General features: G+C 44.0%; 13 protein-coding genes and 4 tRNA genes. 9 read left to right on the top strand and 8 right to left on the bottom strand.

Going from position 1 to position 14990, the window contains the following annotated elements:
• Window positions 1-114: 114 nt before the first annotated feature.
• From ppx to JMY01_RS11890, 5 genes are all read left to right on the top strand, one after another.
• Window positions 115-1647, top strand: a complete 1533-nt coding sequence (ppx, locus tag JMY01_RS11910) for an exopolyphosphatase (RefSeq protein WP_201576044.1) — start codon at window positions 115-117, stop codon at window positions 1645-1647.
• 194 nt (window positions 1648-1841) lie between these two features.
• Entirely contained in the window at window positions 1842-2645 is an 804-nt protein-coding gene (locus tag JMY01_RS11905) for an acetyl-CoA carboxylase carboxyltransferase subunit alpha (RefSeq protein ID WP_201576043.1), read from the top strand.
• A gap of 79 nt (window positions 2646-2724) precedes the next feature.
• Window positions 2725-4329 (top strand): tRNA lysidine(34) synthetase TilS, encoded by a 1605-nt coding sequence (gene tilS, locus JMY01_RS11900; RefSeq protein ID WP_201576042.1) that lies wholly within the window; start codon window positions 2725-2727, stop codon window positions 4327-4329.
• Window positions 4330-4565: 236 nt separating this feature from the next.
• The gene (gene proC / locus JMY01_RS11895) at window positions 4566-5396 is read left to right on the top strand and encodes a pyrroline-5-carboxylate reductase (protein ID WP_201576041.1); all 831 of its coding nucleotides are present in this window, start codon (window positions 4566-4568) and stop codon (window positions 5394-5396) included.
• An 89-nt stretch (window positions 5397-5485) separates the two neighbouring features.
• Complete coding sequence (locus JMY01_RS11890) at window positions 5486-6055, top strand: YggT family protein (RefSeq protein ID WP_201576038.1); 570 nt, start codon at window positions 5486-5488, stop codon at window positions 6053-6055.
• A 131-nt stretch (window positions 6056-6186) separates the two neighbouring features.
• Here the strand turns inward: JMY01_RS11890 and JMY01_RS11885 are convergent, their stop codons facing one another.
• Window positions 6187-6987 (bottom strand): hydroxymethylpyrimidine/phosphomethylpyrimidine kinase, encoded by an 801-nt coding sequence (locus JMY01_RS11885; protein WP_201576035.1) that lies wholly within the window; start codon window positions 6985-6987, stop codon window positions 6187-6189.
• 345 nt (window positions 6988-7332) lie between these two features.
• Between JMY01_RS11885 and JMY01_RS11880 the strand changes: the two genes are divergently transcribed.
• The 3 genes from JMY01_RS11880 to JMY01_RS11870 all read left to right on the top strand — a co-directional run bounded on the left by JMY01_RS11880 (window position 7333) and on the right by JMY01_RS11870 (window position 8622).
• A tRNA-Ser gene (locus JMY01_RS11880) sits at window positions 7333-7422 on the top strand.
• 186 nt (window positions 7423-7608) lie between these two features.
• Window positions 7609-7685 (top strand) — tRNA-Arg (locus tag JMY01_RS11875).
• A gap of 259 nt (window positions 7686-7944) precedes the next feature.
• Window positions 7945-8622: an RDD family protein gene (locus JMY01_RS11870; protein WP_201576032.1), complete on the top strand. Its 678-nt coding sequence runs from the start codon at window positions 7945-7947 to the stop codon at window positions 8620-8622.
• 41 nt (window positions 8623-8663) lie between these two features.
• Here the strand turns inward: JMY01_RS11870 and JMY01_RS11865 are convergent, their stop codons facing one another.
• The 7 genes from JMY01_RS11865 to JMY01_RS11835 all read right to left on the bottom strand — a co-directional run bounded on the left by JMY01_RS11865 (window position 8664) and on the right by JMY01_RS11835 (window position 13759).
• Window positions 8664-9689: a calcium/sodium antiporter gene (locus JMY01_RS11865; protein WP_227677902.1), complete on the bottom strand. Its 1026-nt coding sequence runs from the start codon at window positions 9687-9689 to the stop codon at window positions 8664-8666.
• A gap of 157 nt (window positions 9690-9846) precedes the next feature.
• A complete protein-coding gene (gene panD / locus JMY01_RS11860) occupies window positions 9847-10227 on the bottom strand; it encodes an aspartate 1-decarboxylase (protein ID WP_010196068.1) in 381 nt (126 codons plus the stop codon).
• Between the two features lie 202 nt (window positions 10228-10429).
• Window positions 10430-11011 (bottom strand): aminoacyl-tRNA hydrolase, encoded by a 582-nt coding sequence (gene pth / locus JMY01_RS11855; RefSeq protein ID WP_201576029.1) that lies wholly within the window; start codon window positions 11009-11011, stop codon window positions 10430-10432.
• Window positions 11012-11238: 227 nt separating this feature from the next.
• Complete coding sequence (locus JMY01_RS11850) at window positions 11239-11919, bottom strand: 50S ribosomal protein L25/general stress protein Ctc (RefSeq protein WP_201576026.1); 681 nt, start codon at window positions 11917-11919, stop codon at window positions 11239-11241.
• Between the two features lie 453 nt (window positions 11920-12372).
• Window positions 12373-13320, bottom strand: a complete 948-nt coding sequence (locus JMY01_RS11845) for a ribose-phosphate pyrophosphokinase (RefSeq protein ID WP_201576023.1) — start codon at window positions 13318-13320, stop codon at window positions 12373-12375.
• A gap of 109 nt (window positions 13321-13429) precedes the next feature.
• A tRNA-Gln gene (locus JMY01_RS11840) sits at window positions 13430-13505 on the bottom strand.
• Between the two features lie 178 nt (window positions 13506-13683).
• A tRNA-Gln gene (locus JMY01_RS11835) sits at window positions 13684-13759 on the bottom strand.
• Window positions 13760-14029: 270 nt separating this feature from the next.
• On the opposite strand from JMY01_RS11835, the gene JMY01_RS11830 reads away from it, so the two are divergent.
• Entirely contained in the window at window positions 14030-14842 is an 813-nt protein-coding gene (locus JMY01_RS11830; protein WP_201576018.1) for a tetratricopeptide repeat protein, read from the top strand.
• Window positions 14843-14990 lie beyond the last annotated feature (148 nt).

Genomic DNA, 14990 nt, shown 5'->3' with positions numbered 1-14990 from the left:
ATAGATTGCCTATAATGCGTGAGAGTGATGGGCACTGATAGTCGCATCAGCGATATAAAGCCCGCTTTCATAGATTGAGATAACCCACCTAGCCTACACGGTAATTATTTTTTTATGCCTCATAACTATCTAGAAAACCCACCGCTCGCAGAAGATGAACTGATGGCTGCGATTGATATTGGCTCCAACAGCTTTCATTTGGCCATCGCCCGTCTTGATCATGGTGAGGTACGAAAAGTCGTTTCCATGTCTGAAAAGGTACAACTGGCTGCAGGGCTAGACGAGCATAATGTGTTGAGCGCTGCTGCTGAAAAGCGTGGTCTTGATTGCTTGAGTCGTTTTGTCGCCCGTCTGGACTCAGTATCTGCTTCGCGTGTCCGTGTGGTTGCGACCAATGCGCTGCGTCAAGCAAAAAACGCCAATGACTTTATCACACGTGCGAATGAGATATTGCCGAAGCCGATTGAGATTATCGCTGGGCGCGAAGAGGCACGCTTGATTTATCTTGGGGTATCACATACCAATGCCAGTAGCGATAAGCGTTTGGTGATTGATATTGGTGGTGGCTCTACTGAGTTTATCATTGGTCAAGGGTTTGAACCCTTATTGACCGAAAGTATGCAGATGGGCTGTGTGGCCTATACCCAAAAGTTTTTTGCCGATGGGCAGATTACCAAGGATGCCTTTAATAAGGCGATGGCATCTGCGCGTAAAGAGGTACTCGCCATTAATGGTCAGTATCAAAAGACGGGCTGGAGCAGTGTGTTTGGTTCGAGCGGCACGATTAAAGCGGTGCGCAATGTATTGGTATCCAAAGGCTGGTCCGATGATCAAGAGCGCATTACTTATGAAGGTATCAAAAAACTAGAAAAGCTATTGATCAAAGTCGGTGACGTCAAAGACATTGAGTTAGAAGGCGTCAAAGAGCACCGTAAGGCGGTATTCCCTGCAGGCGTGGCCGTACTGCGTGCTGCCATGAAAGTCTTAGGTATCGAGACCATTACCTACTCTGATGGCGCCCTACGTGAAGGAGTCATGTATGACATGCTTGGACGCTTGGCCAGTGAAGATGTTCGTGACCGTAGTGTCTTGGCACTCATCAAACGCTATTCAGTAGACAAAAAACAAGCCAGACAAGTGGTCAGAACCAGCAAGCATCTCTTCAAACAAGTGAAAGATGATTTGCAGTTGACCAATGATGATGCTGACGTATTGAGACGTGCGGCCTATTTGCATGAGATTGGTCTAGCGATTAGTCACAGTAGTTATCATAAGCACAGTGCCTATTTGCTTGAATATTCAGACATTCCAGGATTCTCGCAGGTCGATCAAAAACGCATGGCGCAGCTGATGCTCAGTCATAGACGTAAGCTAAAAGCAGACATGCTTGAACAAGTATGTCATATCGGTGGCAATCAGTTGATATATCTATGCTTGCTACTACGCTTAGCGGTGCTCGCGCATCATAGCCGTAGTGAATATGAATTGCCTTTATTACAGCTAAAAATCATGAGCAGCAATCATTGGCAAATCACCGCCGAAACGGACAAGCAGCATTATGCGTTCTTGTTGTCCGATTTAGGTGCTGAGGTGGAGCAATTTGCAAAATGGGGCATCAAACTCAGTGTGATTGAGGCAAAGGGATAAAGACACTTAGGATTTAACCTATAACTATTACAAAATGCACAGTGAGCAGTAATGCCACGGGTATATAAATTGTGCTACTATAAGTTTTATTGAGTTTACAGGTGTACTTATTATGCTTGTTTAATGCTCAACTCTATTACTATACCTAGTAGCACACTATATAAACCATATAAAACGACAAAAGGGAAACGTCTATGAGTACCGTCTGGGATAGCGTTCAGCTTGCACGGCATGCCAAACGTCCATTATTTATGGACTATGTAAATAACCTATTTACAGAGTTTGATAGATTGCATGGCGACCGTGCCTATGCAGATGACAAAGCCATCATTGGTGGTTTGGCACGTTTAGATGGCATGCCAGTCATGGTCATTGGACAACATCGCGGTCGCAGCACTCGTGAACGCATCGCGCATAACTTTGGGATGGCCAATCCTGAAGGCTACCGCAAAGTGATACGCTTAATAAAAATGGCCGAGCGCTTTAATATTCCAGTCATGACCTTTGTCGATACTCAAGGTGCTTATCCTGGTGTTGGTGCTGAAGAGCGTGGCCAGGCGCAAGCCATCGCTGAGAGTATTGCGGTATTCTCAAGTCTCAAAGTCCCTGTGATCGTCACCATCATTGGTGAAGGGGGTTCAGGTGGTGCGCTGGCAATTGGGGTTGGCGATAAAGTGAATATGCTAGAAAACAGCATTTATTCAGTCATCTCACCTGAAGGTTGTGCGTCTATTCTGTGGAAGACTGCCGAAAAAGCGCAAGATGCCAGTGAAGCATTGAAATTAAACGCGGTTAATTTGTATCAAATGGGTTTGATTGATGCAGTTATCGAAGAAGGTGAGGGTGCGCATGTGCATCCGCAGCCAGTGATGAACTCACTTAAGGCGCTATTATTAGAGCAGATGGATGAAATTAAGGACATGGACGCTGATGTTCGTTGTGAACAGCGTTATGAAAAGCTCAAGTCCTTTAACTCAGAAGTCATGCTACCTTGCTAAGCATCTGACACTTATCGACCTTAATGCTAAAATAAGACGTGCTACCTTGTAGCGCGTTTTTTTATGGAAGAAATAAATTATGACCAGCAGCGCCATTCGTCAATACCCTATCGAGCCAATCGCAACCCACTCGCCGATAAATAAAGCACTTGCCGAGGCTTTATTGGAGAGTGTGGCTCAGTATCGTACGCAGTTGCAAGGTCGCCGTATTTGGCTGGCCTGTAGCGGTGGCCGTGACTCTTTAGCCTTAGCGGCGTTATGCTTGCAGTTATATCGGCAAGGCAAACTGCCATTTTTACCGCAGTTACTGCATGTCGATCATGGCTGGCAAGCAGATAGTAGATACTGGGCCGCGCACGTTGCTAAGTGGGCACAAGTACAGCAGCTACCCTGTCAGGTGTTGCAGGTAAAAGTACAAGGAACGGATGAGCAAGCGGCAAGGCAGGCACGTTATAAAGCCATGCGCACTCATATCAATCAAGAGGATGTTTTGTTGCTTGCGCATCACGCTGATGACCAAGCTGAGACGGTATTGATGCGTTTGATACAAGGGGCAGGGGTAAATGGCTTGTCAGGTATGCAATCTTGGCGGGTACAAGAGGAGGGCGTGCAGCGCAATATATTATGGCGGCCTTGGTTGTCAGTCCGCCGCACCGCCATTACTGCATATGCAGAGCAACTCAAACTGCCATATATTGATGACCCTACCAATGACAGCGGTGATAATGTGCGTAGTGGCTTGCGTCACGAAGTGTTGCCTTTACTATCAGCTTATAATACCAATGTCATCGAAAATATCGCCCGTAGTGCCCAGCTGCTTACTGACGCTCAGGCTAGCCTTAGTGCGCAAGCTGAGCAAGATTTACAGCAGACTGCCATCAGTGCTTTAGAATGTTCTTCAGCTCAGCGCGTGCTAAATATTGATGAGTTGCACACATTGCCTATTTATCGGCAGCGGCAATTGCTACATTATTGGCTAACGCAAGATGAGCCGTTGCCACCATCGAAGCAGCTGGTAGATGATGTGTTGACCCTCACTCAGCGTGACGATCATGATCATCAAACTCAATTAGATTGGCAAGGACGTACTCAGCAGTACAGTATCCGTCGTTATCGCCAGCAATTATATCGACTTAGTCATACTTGGCTAGCAGGGTTGACCGAGCCAGCAATAGAGCAGACACATACCTTGTCTGAGAGCATTTGTTCTAGCATCAGCTTACGCACAGGTCAGCGTCATCGTTGGCAACTAGAGTTTGTAGCGGATGCAGTATCGCAGTTATTCAGCCATTTACAGCTTTTATTGATCTATCAGGATGGCTCAGCAGACTTAAAATCATTTATTAGCAATAAAAATAATGCTAAAGATAAGATTGCCCTACGAATCACGCCTTTAGGTCGGCAGCAGCGTGTGCAAACAGCGCTTACCACCCGCCCGCAGTCAGGTAAAAAGCTCTATCAAACCTTGGGTATTCCCGTGTGGCTACGTGACAGCTTGGTGGTTGTCAGTGTCATGAATAGTAACATCAGTATCAATAGTGATATCGATACTGATGATGGCTTGCCGCTATTGTTGCTATCACCCTTTGAAAGCTGGGCGCTAGGCGTTAAAAAGCCAGATGCAGATAAAGTGGGTCAGCAACTCGCTTTTGTCATAAAAAACACCTTACATATCTATGATTAGTGGGTCAATTAGATTGCTATTTTTTGCTGTGGCGACTGACGAAATGTATGTTAATTGATGTTTATAACAGTATTTAAAGCCAGTAGCTTTACGCAAGTCAGACACTTGCGGTTCTGCACTTAGGTGACTGAAGGTCATCATAATTTATCAAACAGCTGCCATGTCAGTATGGTAAACTGACTGTCATTTTATATCGCATCTTGAATACTTTTGAATTTTGTTAGTAGGAAATGCTCATGTCAGTATTAGATAATAAAAAAATCAGCTTTATCGGTGGCGGGAATATGGCACAGGCTCTAATCAGCGGGCTTGTTGCCTGCGGTGTCAAGCCTGAGCTGATTACAGTATCAGCACCTAGTGCCGCAACCCGTCAGCAATACTCAGATCAGAACATGAATACCGTTGATTCAACTGCAGATCCAAAGGCTGCAGTTATTGGAGCTGATGTCGTGGTACTGGCGGTCAAGCCACAAGTCATGAGAGAGGTGGTCAGTGAGTTTGCGGATGCTTTAGACAGTCAATTGGTTATCTCAGTTGCCGCAGGCTTATCAACTGAGCTTCTATCGAGCATGCTAGGTGGCTATCGCAATATAGTCCGAGCCATGCCCAATACGCCCTCTCAAATACAAATGGGAGCAACTGGTCTTTATGCTACCGATAATATCAGCGAGTCACAAAAGCAGCTGGCGACAGCCGTCATGGAGGCTTCTGGTCTGGCCATGTGGGTCGATGATGAAACGCATATGCACGCAGTAACGGCGGTTGCAGGCTCTGCACCAGCTTATGTCTTTTACTTTATCGAGTCGATGATTGATGGCGCAGTCGCTTTAGGGCTGGATAAAGAGCAAGCATCAGAGTTGGCGATGCAGACGGTATTGGGCGCAGCCCAGATGACCATCAATAGTGATGATAGTCCAGCCGAGCTACGCCGCAAAGTCATGTCACCAAAAGGCACGACCCAAGCTGCTATTGAGTCCATGCAAGCCAATGAGATTGGCCGTCAAATTGGCGAGGCCATGCAAGCCTGCTACGATCGTAGTCAAGCGCTTAGTGAAGAGATGAAGTAAGCGAGTAAAACTCTGAGTAATCAGCTTCTTTTATAAAACCCCACTGCTGTAACAGCATCTGTTAATAATGGCACATTGAGTAGCGCTTCATGAATAATATGTTATTACAAGTTTTTGATTTAATTACTACCTTCGCCATGCTGCTGATATTCATCCGTTTTATGCTGCAGTTTGCAGGGATGGATGCACGTGATCCTATGATCAGCCCAGCTTATAAGGCCACAGGCATTGTCGATGTGTTTGGTCGTATTTTTCCAACCGTCGGGCAAGGACGCATCAGTATCGCCGCGATTGTACTGATGTTTTTGATTCGCTTAATTGATATCTCTGGTAAAGCCGCGCTCACCCATCAAGGTATCGCACCGCTGCCATTATTCTTTCAAGGGTCGCTCAGTCTGATTCTAGACTTTTTGCGCATGTGTCGCTACTTAGTGATCGGTTCTATCATTGTCAGCTGGATTGTGGTATTTACCAACTCTATGCATCCAATCATCGGTATTATCATGCGCTTAGCAGAGCCAATTTTGGCACCGTTTCGCCGCATTACGCCCAATTTAGGTATGCTGGATCTGTCACCGATGGTTGCCTTTTTGGCGTTTATTCTGCTCGAAATGTTTATTGGCGGTCTCGCAGCAAGCTTCTTGCCTATGTTGGGTTAAAGGCAACGCTGGGTTAATGCAGATTTAGACTTAATTGTTTTTAAAGTAAATATCTGCCAAAAAAAGACGCTCAATTCAAATTGAGCGTCTTTTTTATTGCTGCTATGATTTAGATCATACTTTACCGAAGCTTAGTTTTGCACACTTATAAAACGATTCGGTACCAATTGTGCACTGCTGTCTTCAGGATGCGGTTTATCTGCCGCTCTAAGGGTTTGCGTAATCCAGTGATCAGCAGCTTTTACAGCATCGATTAGCTCGTCACCCATTGCTAAGCGTCCAGCGATAAAGCTGGCAAGTGAGCAACCAGAGCCATGAAACTCACCGTCTAGGCGCGGCAAGGTGCTTTGGTGGATCATCTCGCCCTTGATATACAAATACTGTTCGATGTCGCCACTGTCAAAGTCATGCGAGGTTTTGACCAGCACGGCATGCGTGCCTTGGGCACATAGTTTTTTCGCTCCGCTGTGCAGATCTTGCTCTCCGCTTAATGCCCTTAGCTCGTGAGTGTTTGGAGTGATTAGGGTGGCATAAGGCAGCAGTTCTCTAAACGCTGTGACCAGCGTCTGCTCATCGCCCAAGCTACCACCACTATTGGCAACTAGTACAGGATCAAGAACGAAAGGAGTTTCTTCACTGATAGTGTGCTCAGCAAACAGATGGGTCAGCATCGAGATATTATCCGTTGTACCCATCATGCCAGACTTAATGACTCGCACAGGCAAATCCTTGAGTACGGTCGTCGCCTGATCTTTTACCAATGTCGCTGAGCAGGCCTCAAACCCGAAAACTTGCTGTGAGCTCTGCACAGTAATGGCAGTGCAGGCGATGGCAGCATGAGCACCTGTCGCTCCGATGGACTCTATGTCTGCTTGTAGCCCCGCACCACCTGAGGGGTCCAATCCTGAAAAGCATAATACTACTGGTCGCATAACCGCTCCTTTATGGCTAAGTTGAATAACAAATACTATAGCCACACAATAGCAAAAAAGCCACCGCAGTAAACTTCTTATGTCTCTGTCGCTTAAAAGAGTCTGTTGAACCTATCGATTGCTGTTTTTTATGGCTGTAAATGGCAATTTTAAGTATCAAAAATACCTAAAATTAATTAAATCGATAATTATGGCAAAAGCAGGGCTAAATCTGTAGACAACGCTTGCAATTCGTTTCGGCTTTGTTATAATACTCGCCCACGACATAAGACGTATCATTAGCATCGATACTGTATTTAGAGAAGTATTTTTATAAAATATTTTGATAAGTGTCTTAAATCGTTCGGTGAAGTGGGTGAGTGGCTGAAACCAGTTCCCTGCTAAGGAACCATACGTGTAAGCGTATCGAGGGTTCGAATCCCTCCTTCACCGCCATTTATTCGGTTTATTGTTAGATTTAAAATGCAGTATATCGATGTTAGATAGTTTTTTTAGTTAAAATAAAAATATATTTTGTTTTAAGTATCAAAAGTTATTGACATCATCTGGATTATCTATATAATAGCCAACCTAATTTGCTGTAAATGTTCATTAAAAAACAGCAGATAATGTGCAAAATACGCGCCTGTAGCTCAGTTGGATAGAGCACTTGGCTACGAACTAAGGGGTCGGGAGTTCGAATCTCTCCAGGCGCACCATTTGCATACTAGCTTACATTATTAATATAGTAATAAAGCTTAACGAAATCCTAAATAAATCGCCTGTCTAACGACAATTTGGCGATTTTTTTGTGTCTGTTATTTTTATAGTGATCATTTCCTTCTTTTAAGTTTAAGCTTTTAAGCCTAAGTATTTTAATGCCTTTCTTATCAAACCTTCTTTGATGTTAATGTACGCTAAGCGCCTGAATTACGGTACAATAGTGCCATTATTCTTTGCTTGCTATGAGCTTGTATCATGTCAAAAAGTACCTCAAAAGCTACTGTTAAATCAAAATCTCAGCGCAAACACTCGCCACAGCAAATGCCTGTCGTCGAAGAGCCTGTGATTGCCAAACCAACGACCCGAATCGTGGCTATCGTTTACGATGGTATGCTGATTTTGGCGTTATTGTTTTTGGTAGGGACAATGCTGACAGTCATTGGCACGCTGCTGACCATGGAGACGGGTACCGAATCATCACAAGCGCAGTCGCTGCCCACTTGGTATCAGAACTTTGTCATGACCCCGTCTTTTATCCTGACTTTGGTAGGTTTTTATGGGATATTTTGGCGTCGGGGTGGGCAGACATTGGGTATGCAGACGTGGCGTTTAAAGACCGTAAACAATGCAGGGCACTTATTGACGTGGGGACAGTCGTTCAAACGTATCTTGGCTGCCAGCTTGATGCCATTATTGTTTGGTATTATCGGTAGTTTGATCGGTGGCTCTCGCGCCATCTTGCTGACCAGCGCATTTTTGGGCTTAATTTTTAATTATGTGTTTTGCTTATTTAATCGCCGTGGTTTGGCGGTACAAGATATGCTCTCTAATAGCATTACCTTAAAAATGCCCAAACAACAACATGAGGGCTTATGGCGTGGCTTCAAAAACCGTAAGCAGCCCAAAAGCAGTCAAGAGAATGCACAAAAATAATATAAATATCAGGATGACAACAAGGCCTATATATTAAAAGCCTACATATTAATGGTTTTGATCAGCCATATCGTATAGCCAACAAAGCACATGAGCAGCGCTCCGCCAGACAGTCGCCCAAATTTACGCTGGGTAAGATAAGCAAAAGTACATAGCACAAATAGCAGTACGGTTAATATACTGACCATCGATATGTCTCTCGATAGAATCAAAGGGTTGGCCTCAATCGGTGCAATAAGAGCTGCTAAGCCAACCACGCCCAAAGTATTAAACATATTAGAGCCGATGATATTACCGAGCGCCATATCATGCTCACCATGTCTTGCAGCTGCAAGGCTTGCGACCAGCTCTGGTAGAGAAGTGCCAACAGCGACAATGGTCAAACCAATGATTAGCTCGCTAAGTCCCCAAAACGTTGCCAGTTCAACCGCGCCCCAGACAATAGCGCGTGAGCCCAGTACCAGCATCAGCATACCAATGAATAAGCTCGCAAAACCGCGTGATATGCTAGGTTCTATATAGCCAGCTTCTGTGCTGTCTTTCATACCATGCTGTGATGTGCTGTTATTCTCTAAGCTCAAGCTTTCTTTATGTGCGTGTGCCTGTTCAGCGTCTGTCTGATTGTCACCCATACTAAAAAAAATCTGTACACCTAGAACGAGCATCAGTAATATTAATAAAAACACCCCATCAGCTAGGCTCAAAAAGCCATCACGCAGCTGCCACGCTGCCAAAGCGGTAATCAGTAGTAAGATGGGTAAGTCTCGCGCTACGATGCTCTTATGGATGATAATAGGGCTTATCAGTACTGTTAAGCCTAGCACTAGGGCGATGTTCATGATATTTGAGCCATAAGCATTACCCAATGCAAGCTCAGGACTACCGTCGATTGCTGCTAGCACCGATACCACCATTTCAGGTGCTGATGTGCCCAAACCTAAAATCAACACTCCAATCAAAAAACTTGGTACGCCGAGCTTTTTTGCTAATGCGGTGGCACCCTCAATAAAAACATCAGCACTCCATACAAGGATTGCTAAGCCAATTAGTATTGCAACAACTGCCAATCACATCAGGGTATTCCTTTGCTCGTCATAAAGGTGTCATAAAAAATACTTTGTATTTGAAGGATAAAAAAAGCTGAATAACAATACGGATTCAGCTTTTTATTAAAACAGATAAATAAGAAAGTCCAGCATCTTGAGGCGCTAGACTGAATAAAGACTAGGCCACTTGCACAGGAATGATATTCGCTGTGTCTTTGACGGTATTGTCTTCATTACAATAGACCAGTTTTGGCTGATAAGTCGAGGCTTCAACTTCATCAAAATGGGCATAAGCGCAGATGATGACGATATCACCTAAGTCTGCCATATGAGCAGCAGCACCATTGAGCGAGATAATGCCAGAGCCAGCTTCAGCACGGATAGCATAGGTGCGAAAGCGTTTGCCGTTGGTGACATTATAAATGTCGATAGATTCATTCTCGCGTAAACCTGCAAGATCTAATAAATCGCCATCGATACCGCACGAGCCTTCATAGTGCAGCTCAGCATGCGTGACGCGGGCACGGTGCAATTTGCATTTAAGCATATTAAGTAGCATGAATTGCTTCCTTAGCGTAACAAAAGTAATCTGTTAATGGGGGCAAATAGCGCAAAATAAAAGGGTAGTCCACTGTTTTAGCGGTCAAATCTGCACTACCAGCCTGAATATAAAACATGAAAGAGTGCTATAAACGCTTAAAACAACATCCATACTAAACTTGAAGCAACCATCATGTTTTAGACAGCAAGTATCATACCGTTCAGTCAGGCAATTTAAAACTATTAATTTGCGAACGCGCCCGTTCAATATCACCATCTAATAATAATGGCAATGCTTCAAACGCTGCGGTAAGGGCACTATCGATTGCAGTTTGCTCATCTGGTGCTGCTTTTGAGAGTACATGGCCAGTCACTTTAGACTTATGACCAGGGTGGCCAATGCCCACACGCAAACGATGAAAGTCATTACCTATATGTGGGGTGATATCACGCAGACCATTATGGCCACCATGACCACCACCTGTTTTTAGCTTGATGCTCCCAGCAGGTATATCGAGCTCATCATGGGCAATCAATAACTCATCATTATCAATACCATAAAAATTGACCATGGGTACCACGGATTGACCAGACTTATTCATAAAGGTCAGTGGCAATAATAGACGCACGTCATGGCCATGGATTTGCCCTCGGCCTGTGACCCCGTGGAATTTTTTGTCGGGGCTTAAGTCAATATTGAACTGATGCGCCAGATGCTGTACAAACCAAAATCCTGCATTATGCCGCGTATACATATACTGCTGACCAGGATTGCCAAGACCGACGATAAGTTTTAGTGCCATGACTATACTCTGCTTGAATTTAGAAATAAGAGAATGAATAAAATACGATTTGAAAAAATAGCCACTGCCAGTACCACATTTGAATGTTCAACAGACCCTAGTTTTTCAAAACCTACTTACAAAAACAGCAGGAGATATCGATCCCCTGCTGTTTTATACATAACCAAAAAGCTAACTGCTTAACAGGCAACAATAATGCTTATTAAGCAATATAAAAGACATCTGAATTATTCTTCTTCGCCTTTATCTGCAGCTTCGCCTTGCGCTGATGCAGGTACGTCAGCAGCATCAACTTCTTCAGTATCTTCGTCAACTTCTTCAATTGTTGGTGGCTGCATGTTAACGATCGTGCGATCGACTGCGTCTTCCATATCAAGATCAAAGATGATTACGCCTTCAGGCAGGTTGATGTCTGATAGACGGAATAGATCACCGATTTCCATACCAGATACATCTACTTCTAGATATTCAGGTAGCTGTGATGGTAAGCAAACGACTTCAACTTCAGTAACCAACGTAGATAGGATACCGCCCGCTTTAGTACCAGGTGCATCTTCACGACCTGAGAAATGTAGTGGGATGTTCATGTTGATTTTCTGGCCTTTTACGATGCGCTGAAAGTCAGCATGCATTGGAAAGCCTTTAGCTGGGTGGCGTTGCAAGTCTTTGATAACTGCCTGATGCTCTTCGCCGTCAACAGTGATGGTCAAAACCTGAGAGAAGAAGGCTTCATACTCAAGTGATTTTACCATTTCGTTAACTTTGATAGCGATAGCCATTGGCTCTTCACCACCACCATAGATAATAGCAGGAACTAGGTTCTGCTTACGTAGGCGGCGGCTCGCACCTTTACCTTGTTGGTCTGCAGAACGGTCAACTGCGTTAATTGCAAAATGATCAATGCTCATGGATATAATCCTATAAAAAGATAAATGAAGTGTCTGGTCATAAAAAAGTGGATTTGCGACCAATCCACTAATAGGTGATGATAGCTATTGTTCATAGTGGTTAATTAAAACTAGTAACTAGTTAGTAACTAATGGGTCACTATGAGCTTCGCCACTCGCTCATGATAGCGGTTTGTAGTGATGTTTATTTTCATTACAGGCGCTACTATGTTGCGTGATCAGCACTTTTGAAAGCGCTCACCCTGCTTAGTCACTCTAAATTCTATATATGATAAGCAAATGGTCAGCACAGGCGCGCATTATACGTGGTTTTGTAGCAATAATAAAGACCTACGCAAAAGCCTAGTCGAAAAACAGCGCCAAGTAAGGATACGTGGCGCTGTTTTTGAGTGTTAGATAGTTTATCTCAGCCAGTTTTGTTGTTACGTTAAATAACAACTAGCAGTCAAGCCTTTAGGCATCAAACATAGCGCTGATAGATTCTTCGTTATTGATACGGCGTAAGCTTTCGGCCAGCATGGGCGCGATACTTACTTGGCGTATTTTGCTACACGCTTGAGCGGCAGGTGATAATGGAATCGTATCGGTGACTACCACTTCGTCCAACTCTGATTCGTTGATGTTATTGAGGGCATTACCTGATAGCACAGGGTGGGTGATATACGCCAAGACGCGGCGGGCACCGTTTTCTTTTAGCGCGACTGCTGCTTGGCACAAGGTACCTGCAGTATCGACCATATCATCAACGATGACGCAATCACGGTCACGTACGTCACCGATGATGTGCATCACTTGTGACTCATTGGCGCGCGCACGACGCTTATCAATAATCGCCATGTCGGTATCGCCCAACTGCTTGGCCATTGCACGGGCACGCACAACGCCGCCAACGTCAGGTGAGACCACCATGATGTTGTCATAATCTTGTTTTTTTAGATCATTCAATAAGACAGGCGTACCGTAGATGTTATCCACTGGAATATCAAAGAAGCCCTGAATCTGGTCGGAGTGCAAATCAACGGTCATGACGCGGTCGATACTAACGATGTTTAGCATGTCAGCGACGACTTTAGCAGAGATGGGTACACGTGCCGAACGCGGGCGGCGGTCTTGACGAGCATAACCAAAGTACGGCATCACGGCAGTGATACGGCCAGCACTTGAGCGACGCAGAGCGTCAGCCATCATCATGATTTCCATCAAATTGTCGTTGGTCGGTGCACAGGTGGGCTGCATGATAAACACGTCTTTACCGCGTACGTGTTCTTTGATTTCCACAGCAATTTCGCCATCAGAAAAACGGGTGACGTCAGCTTTACCAAGAGGAATATGCAGGTGGTCGGCTACGGTTTTCGCAAGTTCAGGATGGGCGTTGCCCGTAAAAATTGCCAAATAAGGCATGACTGAAGTCCTATTGATTGACTCAAGCAGCGACCGCTAAGCAGTGTCTAACTGCCCAAATAAAGAAAAGAGTGATGAACGTTGGTATTGATATACTTACTACAGAAAATGGCAGGGGTAGCTGGACTCGAACCAACGGATGTCAGGATCAAAACCTGATGCCTTACCAACTTGGCTATACCCCTGTAGTGTTTAGGCTGTGCGAGCATTGAGTACTAATAAAAAAATTAGACTAACGTCGTTGCCTATACTTAACTTATCAAACCGTATAAAACGGCGTTCCCTAGCGGTGTTCATTGCGAACTATACCGAAATTGGGAAGGTGTTGTCAATTGCTATAAAGCAGCAATCCGAACTAAAAAATGGCAGGGGTAGCTGGACTCGAACCAACGGATGTCAGGATCAAAACCTGATGCCTTACCAACTTGGCTATACCCCTATTGTGGCGACCTATTATAAGTAAATTTTTAGATTTTGCAAGTCATTTGCGGCTTTTTATGGTTTTTATTCATAATTAGCGTGCGCTGATGTAAGTATGGCGCATTAATAACGGAGATATTGAGCATCCATGCCATTCACTACTTCTGAATGAGTGGCACGTTAATTGCAGTTTACTCTTGGTTATATAGCTGATCTACTCACGCTATTTGCTTATATATACGCGTGATAATTGTAGCTGAAATTTGAATTTATATTTATAGGTGTTTATATGGCTGAGATAGTAATATTTGTATTGGCTACAGCTGCTTTGATCTTATCTATAGGAATACTTTGGTATTTTATCAAAACTATTAGGATAATTTGGAGATATAATTCTTTATTAGCAGTTGCTGCGGTAATATTCGGCCCTATGATTCAAATTGTATTTTATTTGATGCCTAAAGATGAGTTTGATAGACATGAAGCTAGTTTGTTCAAAAAATACTTCTTGCTTATTGGGCTAGTTGCTTTATTGGGTATTATAGCGGCTATAGTGATACCAGCTACGCAAGCACAAAATTCAGTTGAGAGTATTAGTGATGAAGAGCTAATAGAACTAGCAACAAAAGGCGATGTAAAGGCTCAAAGCCGTCTTGGGACAATGTACGTTAAAGGTGATGAAGTACTTCAAGATTACGATAAAGCAGTTTATTGGTATGAAAAAGCAGCCGAACAGGGAGATGCAGCAGCTCAAATAGGTCTTGGAATGAGCTACTATAGTGGTGAAGGTGTGCCTCAGAATAGCACAAAAGCAGCTGAGTTCTTTGAGAGTGCCGCCGAACAAGGACTTGCTGACGCTCAACATAATATTGCTATAATGTATAGTAATGGGGTGGGTGTTCGTCAGAACTATAATACGGCATTTAAATGGTATGAAAAAGCAGCTAATCAAGGTGTTGGTGAGTCAATGCTTAGCCTTGCATGGATGTATCATAAAGGCGAAGGCGTTCGTCAAGATAATGTACAGGCAAAAGAGTGGTATGGAAAAGCTTGCGATAAGGGAAACCAAATGGGTTGTGATAATTATCGGTCACTAAACTAAACAAGACAGACTATAAACATTAATTAAACAGCACCTTTTTAGAAAGGCTCGCAATAGGCACGAGCCATTATTTTTCCTAATTAAAAAAGTGCTAAAAAACCATAGGCAAGCAACTGATTTTTAAAAGTAACTCAACTAAAGATACCAA

This window comes from Psychrobacter sp. H8-1 (assembly GCF_904846575.1).
Classification (GTDB): Bacteria; Pseudomonadota; Gammaproteobacteria; order Pseudomonadales; family Moraxellaceae; genus Psychrobacter; species Psychrobacter fulvigenes.
The sequence above is the reverse complement of the archived record's forward strand: the minus strand, read 5'-3'. Positions and strand labels throughout refer to the sequence as shown.

What these genes read in the sequence shown, in the direction of transcription:
- ppx (WP_201576044.1), top strand. Translation starts at nt 115, where the DNA reads ATGCCTCATAACTATCTAGAAAACCCACCGCTCGCAGAAGATGAACTG.
- JMY01_RS11905 (WP_201576043.1), top strand. Translation starts at nt 1,842, where the DNA reads ATGAGTACCGTCTGGGATAGCGTTCAGCTTGCACGGCATGCCAAACGT.
- tilS (WP_201576042.1), top strand. Translation starts at nt 2,725, where the DNA reads ATGACCAGCAGCGCCATTCGTCAATACCCTATCGAGCCAATCGCAACC.
- proC (WP_201576041.1), top strand. Translation starts at nt 4,566, where the DNA reads ATGTCAGTATTAGATAATAAAAAAATCAGCTTTATCGGTGGCGGGAAT.
- JMY01_RS11890 (WP_201576038.1), top strand. Translation starts at nt 5,486, where the DNA reads ATGAATAATATGTTATTACAAGTTTTTGATTTAATTACTACCTTCGCC.
- JMY01_RS11885 (WP_201576035.1), bottom strand. Translation starts at nt 6,987, where the DNA reads ATGCGACCAGTAGTATTATGCTTTTCAGGATTGGACCCCTCAGGTGGT.
- JMY01_RS11870 (WP_201576032.1), top strand. Translation starts at nt 7,945, where the DNA reads ATGTCAAAAAGTACCTCAAAAGCTACTGTTAAATCAAAATCTCAGCGC.
- panD (WP_010196068.1), bottom strand. Translation starts at nt 10,227, where the DNA reads ATGCTACTTAATATGCTTAAATGCAAATTGCACCGTGCCCGCGTCACG.
- pth (WP_201576029.1), bottom strand. Translation starts at nt 11,011, where the DNA reads ATGGCACTAAAACTTATCGTCGGTCTTGGCAATCCTGGTCAGCAGTAT.
- JMY01_RS11850 (WP_201576026.1), bottom strand. Translation starts at nt 11,919, where the DNA reads ATGAGCATTGATCATTTTGCAATTAACGCAGTTGACCGTTCTGCAGAC.
- JMY01_RS11845 (WP_201576023.1), bottom strand. Translation starts at nt 13,320, where the DNA reads ATGCCTTATTTGGCAATTTTTACGGGCAACGCCCATCCTGAACTTGCG.
- JMY01_RS11830 (WP_201576018.1), top strand. Translation starts at nt 14,030, where the DNA reads ATGGCTGAGATAGTAATATTTGTATTGGCTACAGCTGCTTTGATCTTA.